16 protein-coding genes are annotated in these 17,485 nt (G+C 62.8%); 9 read left to right on the top strand and 7 right to left on the bottom strand.

Translation table 11 applies throughout. The annotated features are described in order from the left end of the window. Positions 1-27 precede the first annotated feature (27 nt). The 3 genes from Q4610_RS15075 to Q4610_RS15065 all read right to left on the bottom strand — a co-directional run bounded on the left by Q4610_RS15075 (position 28) and on the right by Q4610_RS15065 (position 2,885). Entirely contained in the window at positions 28-765 is a 738-nt protein-coding gene (locus Q4610_RS15075) for an SDR family oxidoreductase (RefSeq protein WP_304536793.1), read from the bottom strand. 43 nt (positions 766-808) lie between these two features. Beyond that, complete coding sequence (locus tag Q4610_RS15070; protein WP_304536792.1) at positions 809-1,768, bottom strand: TauD/TfdA dioxygenase family protein; 960 nt, start codon at positions 1,766-1,768, stop codon at positions 809-811. A 118-nt stretch (positions 1,769-1,886) separates the two neighbouring features. Continuing rightward, complete coding sequence (locus Q4610_RS15065; RefSeq protein ID WP_304536791.1) at positions 1,887-2,885, bottom strand: NAD(P)H-dependent flavin oxidoreductase; 999 nt, start codon at positions 2,883-2,885, stop codon at positions 1,887-1,889. Positions 2,886-3,046: 161 nt separating this feature from the next. On the opposite strand from Q4610_RS15065, the gene Q4610_RS15060 reads away from it, so the two are divergent. Beyond that, positions 3,047-4,309: a glycerate kinase type-2 family protein gene (locus tag Q4610_RS15060; RefSeq protein ID WP_304536790.1), complete on the top strand. Its 1,263-nt coding sequence runs from the start codon at positions 3,047-3,049 to the stop codon at positions 4,307-4,309. Positions 4,310-4,470: 161 nt separating this feature from the next. On the opposite strand, the gene Q4610_RS15055 is transcribed toward Q4610_RS15060, so the two are convergent. From Q4610_RS15055 to Q4610_RS15040, 4 genes are all read right to left on the bottom strand, one after another. Next, a complete protein-coding gene (locus Q4610_RS15055) occupies positions 4,471-5,265 on the bottom strand; it encodes an aspartate/glutamate racemase family protein (RefSeq protein WP_304536789.1) in 795 nt (264 codons plus the stop codon). Positions 5,266-5,278: 13 nt separating this feature from the next. After that, a complete protein-coding gene (locus Q4610_RS15050; protein WP_304536788.1) occupies positions 5,279-6,043 on the bottom strand; it encodes an SDR family NAD(P)-dependent oxidoreductase in 765 nt (254 codons plus the stop codon). Positions 6,044-6,175: 132 nt separating this feature from the next. Continuing rightward, entirely contained in the window at positions 6,176-6,952 is a 777-nt protein-coding gene (locus Q4610_RS15045; RefSeq protein ID WP_304536787.1) for an enoyl-CoA hydratase/isomerase family protein, read from the bottom strand. A gap of 6 nt (positions 6,953-6,958) precedes the next feature. Next, entirely contained in the window at positions 6,959-8,527 is a 1,569-nt protein-coding gene (locus Q4610_RS15040) for an AMP-binding protein (RefSeq protein ID WP_304536786.1), read from the bottom strand. A gap of 250 nt (positions 8,528-8,777) precedes the next feature. Here Q4610_RS15040 and Q4610_RS15035 point away from each other — a divergent pair, with 250 nt between their 5' ends. The 8 genes from Q4610_RS15035 to Q4610_RS15000 all read left to right on the top strand — a co-directional run bounded on the left by Q4610_RS15035 (position 8,778) and on the right by Q4610_RS15000 (position 17,463). Then, on the top strand, positions 8,778-9,668 hold the full coding sequence (locus Q4610_RS15035; RefSeq protein WP_304536785.1) for an isocitrate lyase/PEP mutase family protein: 891 nt from the start codon (positions 8,778-8,780) through the stop codon (positions 9,666-9,668). Then, positions 9,625-10,563, top strand: coding sequence for an alpha/beta fold hydrolase (locus Q4610_RS15030; RefSeq protein ID WP_336622873.1), 939 nt, complete (start codon positions 9,625-9,627; stop codon positions 10,561-10,563). The genes Q4610_RS15035 and Q4610_RS15030 overlap by 44 nt, the downstream gene beginning before the upstream one ends. Positions 10,564-10,660: 97 nt before the next feature. Next, positions 10,661-12,076 carry an FAD-dependent oxidoreductase gene (locus Q4610_RS15025; protein ID WP_304536784.1) on the top strand — a complete coding sequence of 472 codons (1,416 nt, stop codon included), beginning with the start codon at positions 10,661-10,663 and terminating at the stop codon, positions 12,074-12,076. 14 nt (positions 12,077-12,090) lie between these two features. Next, positions 12,091-12,921, top strand: coding sequence for a fumarylacetoacetate hydrolase family protein (locus Q4610_RS15020; RefSeq protein ID WP_304536783.1), 831 nt, complete (start codon positions 12,091-12,093; stop codon positions 12,919-12,921). Next, positions 12,918-13,901: a cupin domain-containing protein gene (locus tag Q4610_RS15015; RefSeq protein WP_304536782.1), complete on the top strand. Its 984-nt coding sequence runs from the start codon at positions 12,918-12,920 to the stop codon at positions 13,899-13,901. The genes Q4610_RS15020 and Q4610_RS15015 overlap by 4 nt, the downstream gene beginning before the upstream one ends. Positions 13,902-13,937: 36 nt before the next feature. Beyond that, positions 13,938-15,590, top strand: a complete 1,653-nt coding sequence (locus tag Q4610_RS15010) for an FAD-dependent monooxygenase (protein ID WP_304536781.1) — start codon at positions 13,938-13,940, stop codon at positions 15,588-15,590. Between the two features lie 2 nt (positions 15,591-15,592). Then, positions 15,593-16,579 carry a 2-hydroxyacid dehydrogenase gene (locus Q4610_RS15005; protein WP_304536780.1) on the top strand — a complete coding sequence of 329 codons (987 nt, stop codon included), beginning with the start codon at positions 15,593-15,595 and terminating at the stop codon, positions 16,577-16,579. An 83-nt stretch (positions 16,580-16,662) separates the two neighbouring features. Next, positions 16,663-17,463: an enoyl-CoA hydratase/isomerase family protein gene (locus tag Q4610_RS15000; RefSeq protein ID WP_304536779.1), complete on the top strand. Its 801-nt coding sequence runs from the start codon at positions 16,663-16,665 to the stop codon at positions 17,461-17,463. The last annotated feature ends 22 nt before the right edge of the window (positions 17,464-17,485 follow it).

Raw genomic sequence — 17,485 nt, 5'->3', positions numbered from 1 at the left:
TGCCTTATGATCCCACGCAAGGACAAGCTAGCGCCAGCGCCCCCCGGCCACTGTCAGAACCTCTCCGGTTACATAGCCGCTCTGGCGCGCGCAGAAATAGAGCGCCGCATCGGCAATGTCCGCTTCTTCACCCAGCCGGTCCATCGGAGTCAGGGCGAGCGCGCGTTCCTTGAGCGTGGCATAATGGGGCAGGCTACGGGGACGTTCGCCATCACAGAAGCCGGGCGCGATGGCGTTGCAGGTGATGCCCGACTTGCCCAGTTCCAATGCCAGCGCCTGGGTCAGGCCGACAAGCCCGGCCTTGGCTGCCGCATAGTTGGCCTTGTTATTGTCCCCTTCCCGCGCGCGGGAAGAAATGTTGACGATCCGGCCATAACGGGCTGCCTTCATTGCAGGCACCAGGGCGCGGGTGACGTAGAAAGCCCCGTTCAGGCACACGTCCAGCACAGACAGCCAGGCATCGTCAGTCATGTCCGCGATCGGCGCGTCGCGTGAGAAGCCCGCGCAGTTCACCAACATCTCGACAGGCGCGATACCGCCAAGCGCTGCGTTGACCACCGCGCTATCGGTGATGTCCAGTGCCATCGGTTCGGCCGAGCCGCCCGCCGCAACGATGTCCGCCACGGCGCTGGCGGCCAAGTCCCCGTCCCGGTCAAGGGCGATGACATGTGCGCCTTCACGTGCCAAAGCCTTGGCTATGCCGCGACCGAGTCCACGCCCGGCCCCGGTTACAAGGGCGCGTTGCCCCGCGATCCTGAGGTCCATTTTTATCCTGTTCTTTGCGGGAGGCGCGCGGTCGGCCGGCCGGTCAGTAATCGACCATGGCCATGCCCTTGTTCACTTCGCGCGCCTTGTCCGGGTCCAGCCCGATCGTGTTGAGCGTCCGGCGCGGATGGAGCGGGATCGGCACCTCGCCCTCGGCGGAAATATGCCACATGATGCGGACCTTCTCGGCTGGCCAGCCGTCGCGGCTGTGTACGGTGGCGCTGTTGTCCCAGATGACATAGTCGTCGGGCATCATCGCATGGCCGACCTTGAAAGGGCAGGTGTCCACGAAATCCCACAATTCGGTGAGCAATGCACGGCTTTCCGCCTCATCCATGTCCGGGATCAGGCTGTCGCGGCGCGTGGGCAGATACAGTATCGGCTTGCCCGTGCCCAGGTGACGACGCACGAGCGGGTGCAGCGTGCCAAGCTTGCGATCCTCCAGCGGCATGGAAGGCGCGTTGCGATGAATTTCCGGCTCTATCTGTCGCGGAAAGAAATGGTGGATGACACGCAGCCTGTCGATCCGGTCCTTCATCGCCTGCGGCAACGCTTCATAGACTTTGATCATGTCCATGAAATAGGTGCTGGGTGCCGGATCGACGGTCTGCCGGCAATAAAAAGCGATGTGCCCGACTGGCGCTTCCCATGGCGTGGAGTCGGTGTGCCATAGCTGGGCCGAACTGTTGCCATCGCCAATCAATTGGCCATCGGCGGTCTTGCCGTTGGAGATGACCTTGATCCACTCGGCATCGGGCACATGCAGGGCCCCGCTGCCCTGACGCTTGATGTCCAGCAACGGACCGAAATTACTGGTGAAGTCCTGCGCGGTCCCTGGCTCGATCTTCTGGCCCCGGATCAGCACCACGCGATGTTCATCCAGCAATCGCTTCATCATGTCGATGAAAGGCCGGGTGGGCGCCATTGCTTCGAACACGACATTATGCAGTTCGACCCCAATATGCTCGGTCAGCGGTTCGACGACAATATTTTCAATACCCATCACGCGCTCCATCAGCGCCCGCCCATGCGGGTCCTATCAACGATAAAAGGCATGATAGGGGGGTTTATCGATCAAGTCTCATATCGGTTTAGCGATATTGATATGTCGTCCGTATAAATCATGCTGGCAGCATAAGGTTGCGCAACCTTCCGCCGGCCTGCATCGCATCATCGATCAGGCGGTCGAAGATCGCCTCCACAGGCTCTATCCGGTCCGCGAATACCGCCGAATGGCCCCAGTCATAGGTGCCGGTCGCCAGATTGCCGGTCTTATACCCCTCGCGCGTCAGGACGCCGGTAACATGGGGGCGATAGGCCTCGAAGTCCGTGACCCCCTGTTCCTCCAGCGCGAGCACGGCAGCGGTGGATTCATTCGCCATCACCCGATGATTGTCGCGCAATATCTTCTTGATCACCACGCTTTCGGTGCCGTTTGCCGCGACCATCTGCTCCTTATATGCGCGCGATGGCCACATCTCTTCCGCCACCATCATGCGCGTGCCCATGATGACGCCTTCCGCGCCCATCGCCAATGCAGCGGCGATCTGGCTGCCGGTGCCGATGCCGCCACCGATGATGACCGGAATGTCGATTTCCTGCGGAGCTTGCGCCGCCTGTACCATCGTACCGATCTGATAGATGCCGGGATGACCACCGCATTCGTTGCCGACCACGATCACCGCGTCCACATCCGCCTTCGCCACCGACCGTGCGTAGCGAACGCCCGGAACCTTGTGAATGACCTTGATCCCCGCCTCGCGCAGGGCCGGCAGGACCGGGGCCGGGTTCTGGCCCGCCGTTTCCACCACGGTACAACCATGATCGACCAGTTCCGGGATGCGCGCGATGATCTTTTCGACCGATCCCGGCACGCGCGAAATGTACAGATTGACGCCAAAACCCTTCCCGCCTGTCAGGTCGCGACACAGGCGCATCTCGTCCAGGAACTGGTCCGGGTCTTCATAGCCGGTATGAACGATGAAACCCATTCCGCCCGCATTGACCACGGCGGCGACATAGCGCCCATCCGAAACGCCCGGCCCAAGCCCGCCACATAATATCGGATGCCGGATGCCCAGCATGTCGGTCAGTCGGGTTTTGAATATCTGGTCGCGCATGGTTACTCGCAAAGCTGGTTTACCCGTCACCTAATGACAATGACTGGCGCGCTCTGTCACGCGACCGCTGCAATCTATCGTATATTCGCTGTGTCGTGGTTCCATACGCGTCAAATGCAGACCTGATTGACACTGTGCCGTGGCACCGCGAAACCGGCGCTGTGACCCATTTCGACGCTCGCACTTTCCTGAAGACCGTTTTCGACGCCGCCGTTGCGAGCGCCATGCCCGGTCCGGCCATTCTGACGCATTTGCCGGACAAGCCCCGTGGACGCTGCATCGTGGTCGGCGCGGGTAAAGCCGCAGCGGCCATGGCTGCCGCCGTCGATGCGGCATGGCCGGACGTCCCCTTATCCGGCATTGTCGTCACTCGCGATGGCCATGCCGAACCGGCAGGCCGTATCCAGGTGCTGGAGGCCAGTCATCCCGTGCCAGATCATCGTAGCCAGGAAGCGGCCCGACGCATCCTGGCCGCCGTTCAGGGGCTTGGACCGGACGATCTGGTGCTGGCGCTCATATCCGGTGGCGCTTCGGCCCTGCTGGCCCTGCCACGCCCACCCCTTGCGCTGGCCGATAAACAGGCGGTGAACCATGCCCTGCTCACCGCAGGAGTCGGCATCGGCGCCATGAATCTGATCCGCAAGCGCCTGTCCGCCATCAAGGGCGGCTGGCTGGCGCAGGCGGCGACACCCGCCCGGCTGGTCACACTCACCATGAGTGACGTTCCGGGCGACGATCCGGGCGATATCGGTTCCGGCCCGACGCTGCCGGACGAGGGCACCAATGCACAGGCGCTGACGATCCTGGCCGAACATGCCATCAAGGTGCCGGACGCGGTGCGCCGCCTGCTGGAGCAGCCCGATCCGCCGCGCCCGGTTGCGCCGGTCAGGTCCTCGTGTCATGTCATTGTCAAGCCTGCCGATGCGCTCCATGCCGCCGCAGCAGCAGCGCGCGCCGCCAATATCCCGACACTGATCCTGGGCGATCGGATCGAGGCGGAAAGCCGCGAAGTGGGGCGAATGCTGGCCGGCATCGCGCTTTCCGCCCGCCAGCACGACCTCCCCGCTCCCGCCCCGCTTCTCCTGCTGTCCGGGGGTGAAACCGCCGTGACCATCGGACAAGGACCGGCCGGGCGCGGCGGGCGCAATATGGAATGCGCCCTTGCGTTCGCCGTCGCCGCACAAGGTGCGCCCGGCATATGGGCGCTGATGGCGGATAGCGATGGAATCGACGGTACGGAGGATGCCGCCGGTGCCATAGTCGGCCCCGACACGCTAAGCCGCGCCCGCAATATGGGCCTGGATGCCGCAAGCTACCTGGCCCGGCACGACAGCTACAGCCTGTTCGCCGCGACTGGCGAGTTGTTGATAACGGGACCAACCCGCACCAATGTCAACGACATCCGGGCCGTATTCATCGGCTGAACCGATGGCGGCCCGAATGCATGTCCATCGGATGGAGCGACGCTGCGATCCCAACGAAGCGGCAAAGTCTTGTGATCCCAGTACGCCCACCTGTCACGATTGCGAAATGGCGCGGAAAGAGATCATGTCGGCAATGCGCCTGCGGCTATCGAACCGCAGGATCATAGCGGCCCGAAAAAATCCCCTAACCGCTGCATCAGTTCGGCCGGCGCCCTTGCATGGTCCCACCGCCGTCCAACGCCAAGTCCCGTCCGCTGGCGCAACATCACCATCATTTCAGTATAGGCCAGCACGACTGCCACGCAGTCCATTACCGCCGCACCATCGATACGGTCGATCTTTTGCGCGGCCAGCAGCTCTGTGAAAACGCCCTCGGCCGGAATGACCAGATCGGCGCCATCGGCAATCGCCCGGCGTGCGGTGTGACTGAACGCATCGATCACAGCCTGCGGCTCGTCAAAGGCAGCGGCGAGGACGAACTCTGTCACTGGCGGATCAAGCGGATAGATGCCGGCGATCCGGTCGCCCAGACCATGGCGTTCGACTTGCTCGGTCAGCCGCACGCGATTTTCCGGCGCCAGCGTGACAAGGGCTATGCGCCGCGCCAGCGAACACCCCACCAGCAGCGACGCCTCGACCATCGAGGTCACGGGAATATCGACGATAGAGCGGGCCTGTTGCAGCAACGGTTCGGCGAAGGTTGCGAACGCGACCGCATCATATCCCTCCCGCTCCGCCTGCGCGACAAGGCTCAGCACCTGGTCGTGGATGCGGTATTTGGCATAGGGGTAACGCAGCACGTCAGCGGGCGGCAAGCCGGCATAGCTTTCCTTTGGAACGCCATGGATAGTTACCTCCGTGCCGGACGAGACGAGGTCTGGCACACGTTTCTCCAACGCCGCGCCATAGGCGCCCAGAGATTCCAGCGAGGCCATCGACTGATGCCAGATACGCATGATGATGTCCCGTTCAGTATGTGGAGCGACCGCCGGTGAGGTCAAAGACGAAGCCGGTGGTGTAGGAGCATTCGTCCGACGCGAGCCAGGCCGCCATGGCCGCGAACTCGTCGGGACGGCCTGCGCGGCCCAGCGGTATCTTGGCCTTGATCGCATCCATCAGGCCGACGCCAAGGCGCGCTTTCGAAACTTCATGCATGGGGGTTTCGAAGATGGTCGGCGCGATGCAGTTGACCATGATGCCAAACGGCCCAAGTTCCTTGCCCAGCGACTTGGTCAGGCCGATGACGCCTGCCTTGGCCGCCGAATAGGGCGCTTGCTGCGGATTGCCATCCTTCCCCGCCGCAGAGGCAACGAGGATGATGCGACCATGGCCATTGGCCTTCATGTGGGGGATTGCCGCGCGGCAGACATAGAATGCCCCTGACAGGTTGACCCGCATCTGCTGGTCCCACAGATCAAGCGATACCTCGTCCGAGGGACAGGACAGGCCGGAAATGCCGGCGCTGTTCACCACAATGTCGATCCGCCCTTCGCGGGCCTGGACAACGGCCATGCCGCGTTCCACCGCCGCCGCATCGCCGATGTCCACCGTCGTACCCGCCACGTCGCCCAGCGGCGCAAGATCGGCGACCACCTGCGCGACGCGATCTTCGTCCCGATCCCAGATTGTTACCCGCGCGCCGGAGGCAAGAAAGCGTTGCGCGGTCGCCAGCCCCAGGCCGCTTGCGCCTCCCGTCACCACGGCCACCCGGCCGTTCAGGTCAATCTGATTCACTCTTGATGCTCCCGCCCTTGGCCAGGTCTGCAGCCTAACAGCGCAGGCGCTCCGGCAAAATGGCCGAACATGCGATCCCATGCTCAATCGGGAATGCGATCAACTATCTGGCACAGGCCCAAGGCCGGGCAATCAGTCCCCCTTGAACGACGGCTTGCGCTTGCCCCGAAAGGCGGCAACCGCCTCGGCATGGTCGGCTGTTTTCTGCATCAGCGGCTGAGCCACCAATTCGAACTGGATCGCGGATTCGAGCGACGCGAAGCCCTGCGCGAACACGCCGCGCAGGATCGCGGTCGTCACCGGCGGCATGGCCGCATATTCCGCGGCCACGGCGCGCGCACGGGCCAGCGCCGTGCCCGGTTCGACCACTTCATTGACCAGATTGATCCGATGCGCTTCCGCCGCGTCGAAGGTGCGCGCCAGCGAGAACAGTTCCTGCGCCTTGGCCAGGCCGACGCGGCGTGGAACGATCCAGAACGCACTGGTATCAGGCAACAGACCAACCCGCGCAAAGGCGAAACACAGGCGCGCATTGCTGGCCGTGACGCAATAGTCGCAGGCCGACGCGATCGTGAGGCCCGCGCCCATCGCCGCCCCCTCCACCGCCGCGATGATGGGTTTCGGGCCGGTCAGCATCAGCCGGGCAAGGTCGGTCGTCACCACCAGCCGAGATCGGGCCACCATCTGGGTGCGCGTTTCCATCTCGCTGATGTCACCACCCGAACAGAAGGTTCCGTCCGCCCCGGTCAGGACGATCGCCCGGCATTCCGGGGTTTCGTTCAGTTCTGAAAACACCTCGATCAATTCTTCGCGCATCCGCTTGGAAAAGGCGTTGCGCTTGGGCGGATCATTCAGCGTGACGGTGGCGATGCCATTGTCAATCGCGACCAGAACCAGGTCTTTGCCCATGGCGGTTCAATCTATCCCTCGCAATTCGATCTTGGCGACCTTGCCCGTCGCGTTCAGCGGCAGCGCATCGATGAAGCGCACCGAACGCGGCACCTTGTAATTCGCCATCTCCTTGCGGCACCAGGCAATCACTGCTTCCTCGGTCAGTTGTGCATCGGGCGCCTTGACGATGAACGCCCGGCCGACCTGACCAAGGCGTTGGTCATCCACGCCGATCACCGCGACCCGCGCGACACCCGGAATACCCTGCATCATGCCTTCGATCTCGGCCGGATAGCAGTTGAAACCACCCACAAGATACATGTCCTTGATGCGGTCGGTAATGGAATAATTGCCTTTTTCGTCCACCCAGCCAGCATCCCCGGTCAGGAAGAAACCATCAGAGGTAAAGGCTGATGCTGTCGCTTCAGGATTGTTATAATAGCCCTTGAGCACCTGGGGTCCACGCACGGCGATTTCGCCCACCTCTCCCACGGGCAGTTCCTGATGGTCAGGGCCAACGATCTTCACATCCAGGCAGGCGAGCGCCCGGCCCACTGTCTTTGCCACGACTTCGGGCGCATCGCCGGGGAGCGTGGTGGTGACGGAGCCGGCCGTTTCCGTCAGGCCGTAGCCGGTCTGCACCACGGTGCCCGGACCGAACGCATCGCGCAACTCCTCAACCTGCCGCACAGGAATTGTGGTGCCTCCGGTCGCGACCAGACGAACGCTGGTCATGTCGGTGCCTATCCGGTCCGGGTGGTCGATGATGCCCTGCGCGATGGGCGGGGCCAGCGGCATGAACGTCAGCTTCTCTCTCTCGATCATCCGCAACAATTCGCCAGGCTCAAACGTGCTGACCGGGATGATCTTCACGCCGTTGAGGACGGAAACCTGCCAGCCAGCCCGGTATCCGGCGTTGTGCGCGAACGGATAGGTCACGGCGAACACGTCATCCTGCGTGAAGAAAGCGATATCGTCGCGCTGGACATCGCAAGCGAACAGGCTTTGCGCGCTGGTCATCGGCACGCCCTTGGGCTTGCCGGTCGTGCCGGACGTGAAGATGATGTCGATGATGTCATCGCCAGTGGCCTGCGCGATCCGCTGGTCGAGCGCGTCTTCGCTCACCTGGCCGGCCCTGGCACGCAAGGCGGACAGGCTGATCACCTTGCCCTGCCCATCGCCGCCGCCATCAAGGACGACAATCACCTCCAGCGTCGGAATATCGCGCTCCAGCAGCGCCTCGACATAATTGAAGCTGCCGAATTTTTCGTCGCAGAACACGATGCGCGCGCCGGCATCGTTCAAAATGCCCTCCGCCTCACGTCCGCGCAGCCGCGTGCCGATGGGCACCAAAGTCCCGCCAGCCGCCTGGATGCCCAGCGCCGCCATCGCCCATGGCGCGCTGTTGACACCCCAGATCGCGATCCTGTCCCCCCGCTCAATGCCACACGCCATCAGCGCCCGCCCCAAGTCCCGGCTGGCCTGCTCCAGTGCGGTATAACTCAGGTCGCCGGCGTCGCCGCGGATGGCGATCCGATCCGCATGAATGCGGGCAGATTGCTGGAAACGACGGTAAATCGACTGTTCTGTCATGTTGTTCCCGTAAAGATTGGCTTGCAACATCGCGTGCCATGCGGATTACGGCCAAAGCTGTCGCCGCGATGCCAAGCCGCTGTCAACTCATGCTACAGCTTGATCAAAAGGGCGATGATGATGGCATATGTCTATTGCACCATCGGATTCACGATGACCGCATGATCATGGGCTTTCATGGTGCCTTACCTGCACCATCACTCCTATAGGAGGTGATCAGCCGCATTCAGACCTGACCGGAGACATTTGCATGACCGACCGCGACCTCAGCCGCAAATTCCTTGCCTTGCTTGAGGAGCGCCGCGGACTGCTGCTGCCCGGCGCCGGATGCGCTCTTGCGGCGCGGGTTATCGCTGAAACAGGGTTCGATGCGTTGTACATTACTGGCGCCGGGATCGCCAATACACTGCATGGCGTCCCCGACATCGGCCTTGTCTCGCTGTCGGAAGTGACGGCCAACATCACCTCCATGCGGGAAGCCTGTCCTGATCTGCCGATCTTTGCCGATGGCGACACCGGCTTTGGCAATGCGGTCAACATGTATCGCACGGTCCAGCTTTACGAACGCGCCGGCGCCAACGCGATCCAGATCGAAGATCAGTTGTTTCCCAAGAAATGCGGACATTTCGCGGGCAAGGCCGTCATCGACGCAGGGGAGATGGTGGACAAGGTGAAGGCCGCCGTCGACGCCCGCCGGGACGAGAATTTCGTGATCGTCGCGCGCACCGACAGCCGTGCGATGCTCGGCCTTGATGCCGCGATCGAGCGCGTCCACATGTATCACGAAGCCGGCGCGCAGGCGACCTTCGTTGAAGCGCCCCAGACGCTGGAGGAAATCGAACGGGTCGCGAAGGAAACGCCAGGCCTCAAGATTCTCAATATCGTCCATGGCGGCAAGACACCCATGCCGACGATGGAGCAGATCAAGGCCTGGCAGTTCAGCGGCGTCCTGTACGCCAATGCCGCGCTTCAGGCATCGATTCGGTCGATGAGCCATGTGCTTGGGCATCTGAAAGCGGTCGGATCACTTGCAGGCGTCGAGGATCAGCTCGCCAATTTCGCCGAGCGTCAGCGTGTCGTTGACAAGGCCCGTTTCGATGCACTGGAGGAACGCTACGCCTCCAAGGCCAACGCCGGCTGACATGGCGCCCACCTTGCACCCGCTGCGTCGGGCCTATGCGGACTGGATGGGCGGGCAGATACATTATCGCCATGCGGGCCAGGGGCGCGCTGTCATTCTGCTGGGCGGCGCACCGCGCAGCGGGGGGCAGTTCGAACCTGTCATGGAGATGCTGGCGGCCCAGGGAATGCTTGCGATCGCGCCGGATATTCCGGGTTTCGGGGGATCGACGGCACAGCCCGCCGGTACAACCATGGAAGATAGGGCAGAGTGTCTGGTGCCGGTGCTCGACGCGCTGGGCGTGGACAGGGCGATCGTGTTCGGATTGCATTCCGGGCACAAGCTGGGTGCCGCTTTCGCCGCCCGGCACATTGACCGCACTGCGGGCCTCATCGTCGCTGGCAAGAGTCACAGCATCGGCGTGGACCAGGCGCAGCGCAACAGCACGGTGCGCGGTGCCGTGCTGGAACGCTATTTCATCAATGGCGCCGATGAGGTCGACGGGCCGGATCCAATGCGCGGCTGGACGGCACAATGGCGCAGCCTGACCAAATTATGGTGGGACGACGCCATTCACACGGCACCCGACAAGATTCTGATGCTCCGCGCGCTGGAAAACCGGATCATCGACGATCTTGCCGCGCGCCGCACTGTCCGCGACTTTTACAGCGCGAACTTCGCATTCGATCTGTCTGCCGCACTGGCCGCCGTGCGTGCGCCGGCGCTGATCGTGGAAATCACGAGCGATGGAGAAGATGCATCGATCGGGCGCCAGGGCGCTGGAATGGCAGCGCTCATGGCAGATGCAAAAATCTGCGAAATCAAGGAAACAGACCCGATCGGTCTGTTTTTTCACATCGGTTTCGATGCGGTCGCACACCTGATCATGACATTTGCAGCGTCATTGGAACACTGAGCTTTCACCGTAACCGTGATGAGTTTCGACGCCCCATCTTTCTGGTAGGACCAAAAGTGGAAAATCTTTATACGAGCCCGGACTGTGGGAGTGAACGATGCGTGTGATTGAATGTGACGTGGCGATCATTGGTGGCGGGCTGGGTGGGCTGACCGCAGCGCTGCGCGTGGCGGAGGGCGGAAAGAAGGTCATCCTGTTCGAAAAGTCGCCGGAGGACCGCTACGTCAATAATACGCGCGTCTGCGCAGGTGTGTTCCACCTCGCGCTCACCGACATCACATCGGACGAGGACGCCCTGGTCGACAAGATCACCGCGATTACCGGCGGCATGGCCGAACCGGAACAGACAAGGGCTGTTTCCCGCGATTCGCGCCGCGCGGTAAAATATTTGCAGTCCAAGGGCGTTCGTTTCATGCGCGGCAGCCCTGAACCGCACCATAATTATGTGCTCACCCCGCCTGCACTCATCCGCGTCGGCCTGCAATGGGAAGGCCGCGCAGGCGATGTGCTGATGCGAACGCTTGACGGCGAACTGGCCAAGCTCGGCGGCATAGTGCTGCGTGGCCATGGCATCACCGCGATCACCAAGGACGAAAGCGGCGCAATAAGCGGGCTTGAGGGCGAGAGTGCCGAGGGCGCCTTCACCGTGAAAGCCCCGCATGTCATCATCGCCGATGGCGGTTTCCCGGCGAACGAGGACATGCTCCGCAAATATATCAGCCCCGCGCCGGAAAAAGTTTTGCAACGCAATACCCGCAAGGGCGCGGGCGACGGCATCCGCATGGCGCAGGCGATCGGCGCGGCGCTGTCAGAACGGATGGACGGCTTTTATGGTCATGTCATGCATCGCAACGCGATGACCAATGACAATCTGTGGCCCTATCCCTGGTATGACGATATCTGCACGAACGCGATCATCGTCGGCGCGGACGGCAAGCGTTTCTGCGACGAGGGCTATGGCGGGCCGCATATCGCGAACCGGATCGCCGCGCTGGACGATCCGCTGTCCTCCTGGGTCATCTTCGACCAGCCGATCTGGGAAGAAGGCGGCAAGGCGCGCTCTTTCCCCGCCAACCCGCATATGGAGGCCAATGGCGGCCCGATCGAACGGGCGGCTACGCTTGAAGAACTGGCGCAGAAAATCGGGATGCCCGCCGACGCGCTGGTCGCCACGGTCAACGCCTATAACAGTGCCGTCGAAGCTGGCACGACCGAACAGCTCGACCCGCCCCGCGCCACCTTCCGCTATAAACCCTGGACGATCAGCAAAGGCCCGTTCTACGCCGGCCCGGCCTGTGCCGGCATAACCTATACCATGGGCGGCCTGCGCATTGATGGCCTGTCGCGTGTGCTGGACACGAGTGGCGCGGTCATTCCCGGACTCTATGCGGTGGGCACGTCCACCGGCGGCATGGAGGGGGGCGATCGCACGGGCTATGTCGGCGGGCTGGCCAAGACCGCCGCCACGGCGCTGCGCGCGGCGGAACATATCACCGGCGATCTGGCCGCCTGAGGGGGGATAATTTCATGAAGCTGTTTCGCCTGGACGGCAACCGCATCGGCGTTATCGCCGGAGACATATGGCACGACGTAACTGACGCGCTGGACACCAGCCCGGCGGCCTGGCCGCCGACGCAGATGGTGAGCTTCATCGCCAGTCTGAACGAGCGCGGACTGGACGCCGTTCTGGCCGATCCCGCCGTTCGGCAGATCGCTCCAGCCCCGGAAAAGCTGCTCACGCCGATTGAATGGCCCAACAAGCTGATCTGCTACCCCGCAAATTACCAGAAGCATCGCGAGGAGATGAACAGCGCGAACCGGGCCGACAAGAACCGCTTCTTCCTCAAGGCCAACAGCAGCCTGAGCGGCCCGAACGACCCGATCGTTATGCCGACGGTCGAGGGGCGCGAAGTCCACCATGAATGCGAACTGGGCATCATCATCGGCAAGCGCGGCCGCCATATCGCGCGGGAAGATTATGCCGATTATATCTTCGGCTACACCTGCCTGATCGACATGGTGATCCGTGGCCCGGAAGAGCGCGTCTGGCGCAAGAGCTGGGACAGCTTCTGCCCGAACGGCCCGTGGATCGCGACGGCCGATGAAGTGCCCGATGTCCATGCGCTTGATCTGCGTCTGTGGGTCAATGGCGAACTGCGCCAGTCGGCCAACACCCGCGACCTGATCCTCGACATTCCCGGCATGATCGCCATGGCATCCGAAGCAGCAACGCTGATGCCGGGCGATATCATCGCCACCGGAACGCCCGAAGGGGTTGGCCCGGTCCAGGCTGGCGACGCTGTCCGCATCCTTGTCGATCATGTCGGCGAGATGAACCTGAAGGTCGTGGCTCCATGACCGACACTGCTATCGCTCCCGATGCCCTGCCCGCGGCTTTTGCGGCGGCGGGTGATCTGGACGCGGTGAATGCCCTGCTGCCACAGGCGGGTGTCGGGCCGGGCTGGGCCAAACCCAAACCGTCCGTCTATCCCCAGCCCAACCGCATTTTCGTGCCCGCGCATTGGCGCGCAGCCGACACCCGCGCCGCGCTCGACAGCGCATCGCGTTATGTCGACACCCATATGTCGGAACGACGCAACCTCATCATGGTCAACCCGCATCCGGGCAATGACTATGCAACGGCACGCACCCTCGTGGCCGCCTATCAACTGGTGCTTGCAGGCGAAACGGCGCGCAGCCACCGCCACACGCCCAATGCGCTGCGTCTTGTGCTTGATGCGGAGCCGGGCGCCTATACCATCGTGGATGGCAACTCCATCCCGATGGCGCCGGGCGACGTGTTGCTGACGCCCAACTGGAAATGGCATGGCCATGACAATCGGGCATCCAGCAACGCTTTCTGGATCGATTTCCTGGATGTACCCTTCATCCATCTGATCGAACCGATGTTTTTCGAACAATTTGCCGACTGGATCGAACCGGCGGGTGATCCACAGCCGGATTCACCCTTTCGCTTCGCATTCGCACAAACCGGGCCAGCCGTGCGCGCCATGGCCGAAACGCGCCCCGGCGAGCGGCTGATGGAGCTTGGCCCGCCGCACATGACGACGATCGGCCTGCATCTGCGCCACCTGTCGGCGGGCGCCGCATTGCACGATCCGCGCACGACGATGAACGCCATCTACGCGGTAATCGAGGGCACGGGCAGCATGGCGGCAGAGGGCAAGCGTTTTTCCTTCAGCCGGGGCGACGTGCTGGTCGTGCCGGCCTGGTCGGCGTCGGACTGGATCGCGGACAGCGACGTCACCCTGCTGCGCGTCAGTGACGAACCGATGCTCAAAATGCTTGGCCTGCTCCGTAGCGAACAGCCTGACTGAACCCTTCCCGTTACGCCAGTGGCGAAAGACATATGAATGACCACTCAGATTGACATTCCGGTTCTGATTATCGGCGGCGGTCCTGTCGGCCTTGCGCTCGCTGGCGAAATGGGTCGCCGATCCATAGCAAGCATGGTCGTCGAAAAGCTCGACGGCAGCGACATTCTTCAGCCGAAGATGGATCTTCTTCACGCGCGAACGATGGAACTCGTCCGGCGCTGGGGGTTGAAGGACAAGGTGCATGCCGCCGGTTTCAACCGCAACCATTCCCAGGATTATGCATGGGTGACTGCGCTGTCCGGGGGCTGGGAACTGGGTCGCGAACCTTTTGCCAGCAATGCCGCCTCTCTGCCCGAACCCCAGAGCCCGGAGCATAAGGAACGTTGTCCGCAGAATTTCTTCGATCCCGTCTTGCGCGAATTCGCGCTCTCAACTGGCAAGGCGCGCATTCACTACAGCACCGAACTGGTCGATTTCGAGGACAATGGGAAGGGCGTGCTTGCAACGCTGCGGAATGTAGCCACGGGCGAAACCTGGCAGGTTCAGGCCGGTTACATGCTCGGCTGCGATGGTGGCGCAAGCCCTGTGCGAACGAAGCTGGGCATTACGCTGAGCGGCAACGCCCTGCTCACCAACACGACCAACATCATCTTCCGGTCCGATGCATTGTGCGAACTGATCGACATAGATCCGCACGCCTATCGCTACATCCTTATCGGTCCCGAAGGCACATGGGCGACCATCGTGTGCATCGACGGGCGCAACACATGGCGCTTCTCGTTCGTGGGATCGGCTGACAAGCCTGCGCTCAGCGAGGCCGAAGCAGCCGAAGGCATCCGGCGCGCCGTCGGCCGCGACTTTGCGTTCGACATCATCTCCTCCATGCAGTGGAGCCGCCGCGAACTGACCGCCGACAGCTATGGCCGGGGCCGCATCTGGCTGTGCGGCGATTCCGCGCATCAGCTTTCGCCGACCGGCGGTTTCGGCATGACCACCGGCCTTCAGGAGGCGGCGGACCTCGCCTGGAAGCTGGCTGCCAAGATCCAGGGCTGGGGTGGCGACAATCTGCTTGCTTCCTACGAGGCCGAACGCCAGCCTGTCGCCAAGCGCAACGTGACAGAAGCCGCCATCAACCTTGGTCGCATGCTGTCCACCCGCAAGCAATTGCCGCCCAGGGAGGTGTTCGAAGCAGGCCCGGCGGGCGATGCGGCGCGCAAGGTCTATGGTGACATGTACACAGAAACGATGAAGCCGGAATGGTTCACGCTGGGGGTGACGATGGGCTATCGTTACGATGATTCGCCGATCATCGTGCCGGATGGCACACCCGCGCCCCCGCTGGAAGTGACCACCTACACCCAGACCGCCCGACCCGGCGCCCGCGCGCCGCATGTCTGGCTGGGCGAGGACAAATCGACGATCGACCTGTTCGATCTCGACTTCGTGCTGCTGCGGATCGGTCGGAAAAACGGCGAAGCGCTGGCGGACGGATCGATGCTGGCGCAGGCCGCAGCCGCCGTGAACATGCCGTTTCGTACAGTCGACCTCGTGAACGGCGCCGTGGCCGATGCCTATGAGAAGCGGCTGGTGCTGGTCCGGCCGGATGGCCATGTGGCCTGGAGATCGGATGACGCGCCGGACGCTGTGGAGGCTGCACGCATTATCAATGTCGTGCGTGGGGCCGCCTGACCGTGAAGCGTCCACGCATTCTCCTCACGCGCCGTTGGCCCGACGCTGTCGAACAACGGCTGGCGCGGGACTATGACATGGTGGTCGATAGTGCCGACCGGCCGCTCTCTGCCCGGCAGCTCCGTGCCGCCATGTCCGCATTCGATGCGTTGTGCCCGACGGTTTCGGACCGGATCGACACTGCGATCCTCTCGGTGCCGAATGCATGTGTCCGCATGATCGGCAATTTCGGCGTTGGCACCGACAATATCGACCTGGAAGCCGCCCGGCATGCGGGCATCGCCGTGTCCAACACGCCTGGGGTGTTGACCGAGGCGACCGCCGACATCGCCCTGCTGCTGCTGCTCACCGCCGCCCGGCGCGGGGGTGAGGGCGAACGCGAATTGCGGGCAGGCGCGTGGTCAGGATGGCGTCCCACCCACCTTCTGGGCATGGAATTGTCCGGCAAGCGGCTGGGGCTTGTCGGCTTCGGACGGATCGCACAGGCCGTAGCGCGTCGCGCCCGCCATGGCTTTGGCATGGCAATCCACTATTACAACCGCAGCCCGGCCGATCCCGCTGTCGAAAAGGAACTGGGCGCCACCCGTCATGTCGACCTTGATACGCTCCTCGCCTCCACCGACATTGTCTCATTGCATGTACCGGGCGGCGCAGAGACACACCATCTGATCGACGCCCGACGCCTCGCGCTGCTTCGTTCCGATGCGATCCTGATCAATACGGCACGCGGCACAGTGATCGACGAGGCCGCACTGGCCGATGCTCTGGCGAACCGGACGATCGCCGCTGCCGGCCTTGATGTCTATGAACGCGAACCTGCGGTTCACCCGGCGCTATTGCGGCAGGACAATGCCGTGCTGCTTCCCCACCTGGGCAGCGCCACGATCGAAACCCGTTCGGCCATGGGTCATAAGGTGGCGGACAATCTGGATGCCTTTTTTGGCGGCAGGCCGCTGCCCGACCCGGTCATATCACCACCCAGCGCATGAACGATATCAGGGCGACCGGGTGCTGATGGCTGGCCAGCCCTTCCCCTTCCGCCCTATCTGAAACGCAAGCAAACAGGCGGAGAATGTCGATGTACGATTATTGCAAGCATATGAAGGTTGAGCGCCGCGGACATGGCATCCTCGTACTGACACTGGACAACCCGCCGACCAACGCCTTCAGCGACCCCATGCACGATGAACTGCGCCGTGCGCTGGAAGATGTGAACTACGATCGTGACACCAAGGTGGTCGTATTGACTGGCGCGGGCGAAAAGGCATTCTCCGCCGGTGGTGACATCCAGCATATGCGTGAACTGCTGGACCAGCCGCGCCAGACGGTAGAGGCGTTCATCGAAGCGCGACGCCTGCTCAACGCCCTGCTGCGCCTGGAAAAGCCGCTGATTACCCGGCTGAACGGCCATGCCATCGGCCTTGGCGCCACACTCGCCCTGTTTTCCGATCTTTGCTATGCTGTGGAACATGCGCGCATAGCCGACCCCCATGTCGCGGTCGGCTATGCTGCCGGTGATGGCGGCGCGCTGATCTGGCCGCAGTTGATCGGTTATATGCGCGCCCGCGAATATCTGCTGACCGGCGATCCTATTCTGGCGAAGGATGCTGCGGCAATGGGTCTGATCAACAGGGCCGTCCCGATGGCGGAACTCGATTCGGTTGCCTATGGCATGGCCGAACGGCTCGCCAATGGCGCGACCGTCGCCATCAACTTCACCAAACAGGCCGTGAACCTGCCGCTGCGCCGCCAGTTGGAAGGCATGATCGACGCCAGCGTATTTTTCGAGGCCGTTTCCGCCATGTCGGACGATCACCGTGAAGCTGTCATGGCCTTCATCGAAAAGCGTTCACCGCAATTCACGGGCAACTGACCCGCCATTCACAAAAAAGAGT

Source organism: Sphingobium cyanobacteriorum (assembly GCF_030580935.1).
GTDB classification, from domain to species: domain Bacteria; phylum Pseudomonadota; class Alphaproteobacteria; order Sphingomonadales; family Sphingomonadaceae; genus Sphingobium; species Sphingobium cyanobacteriorum.
The sequence above is the reverse complement of the archived record's forward strand: the minus strand, read 5'-3'. Positions and strand labels throughout refer to the sequence as shown.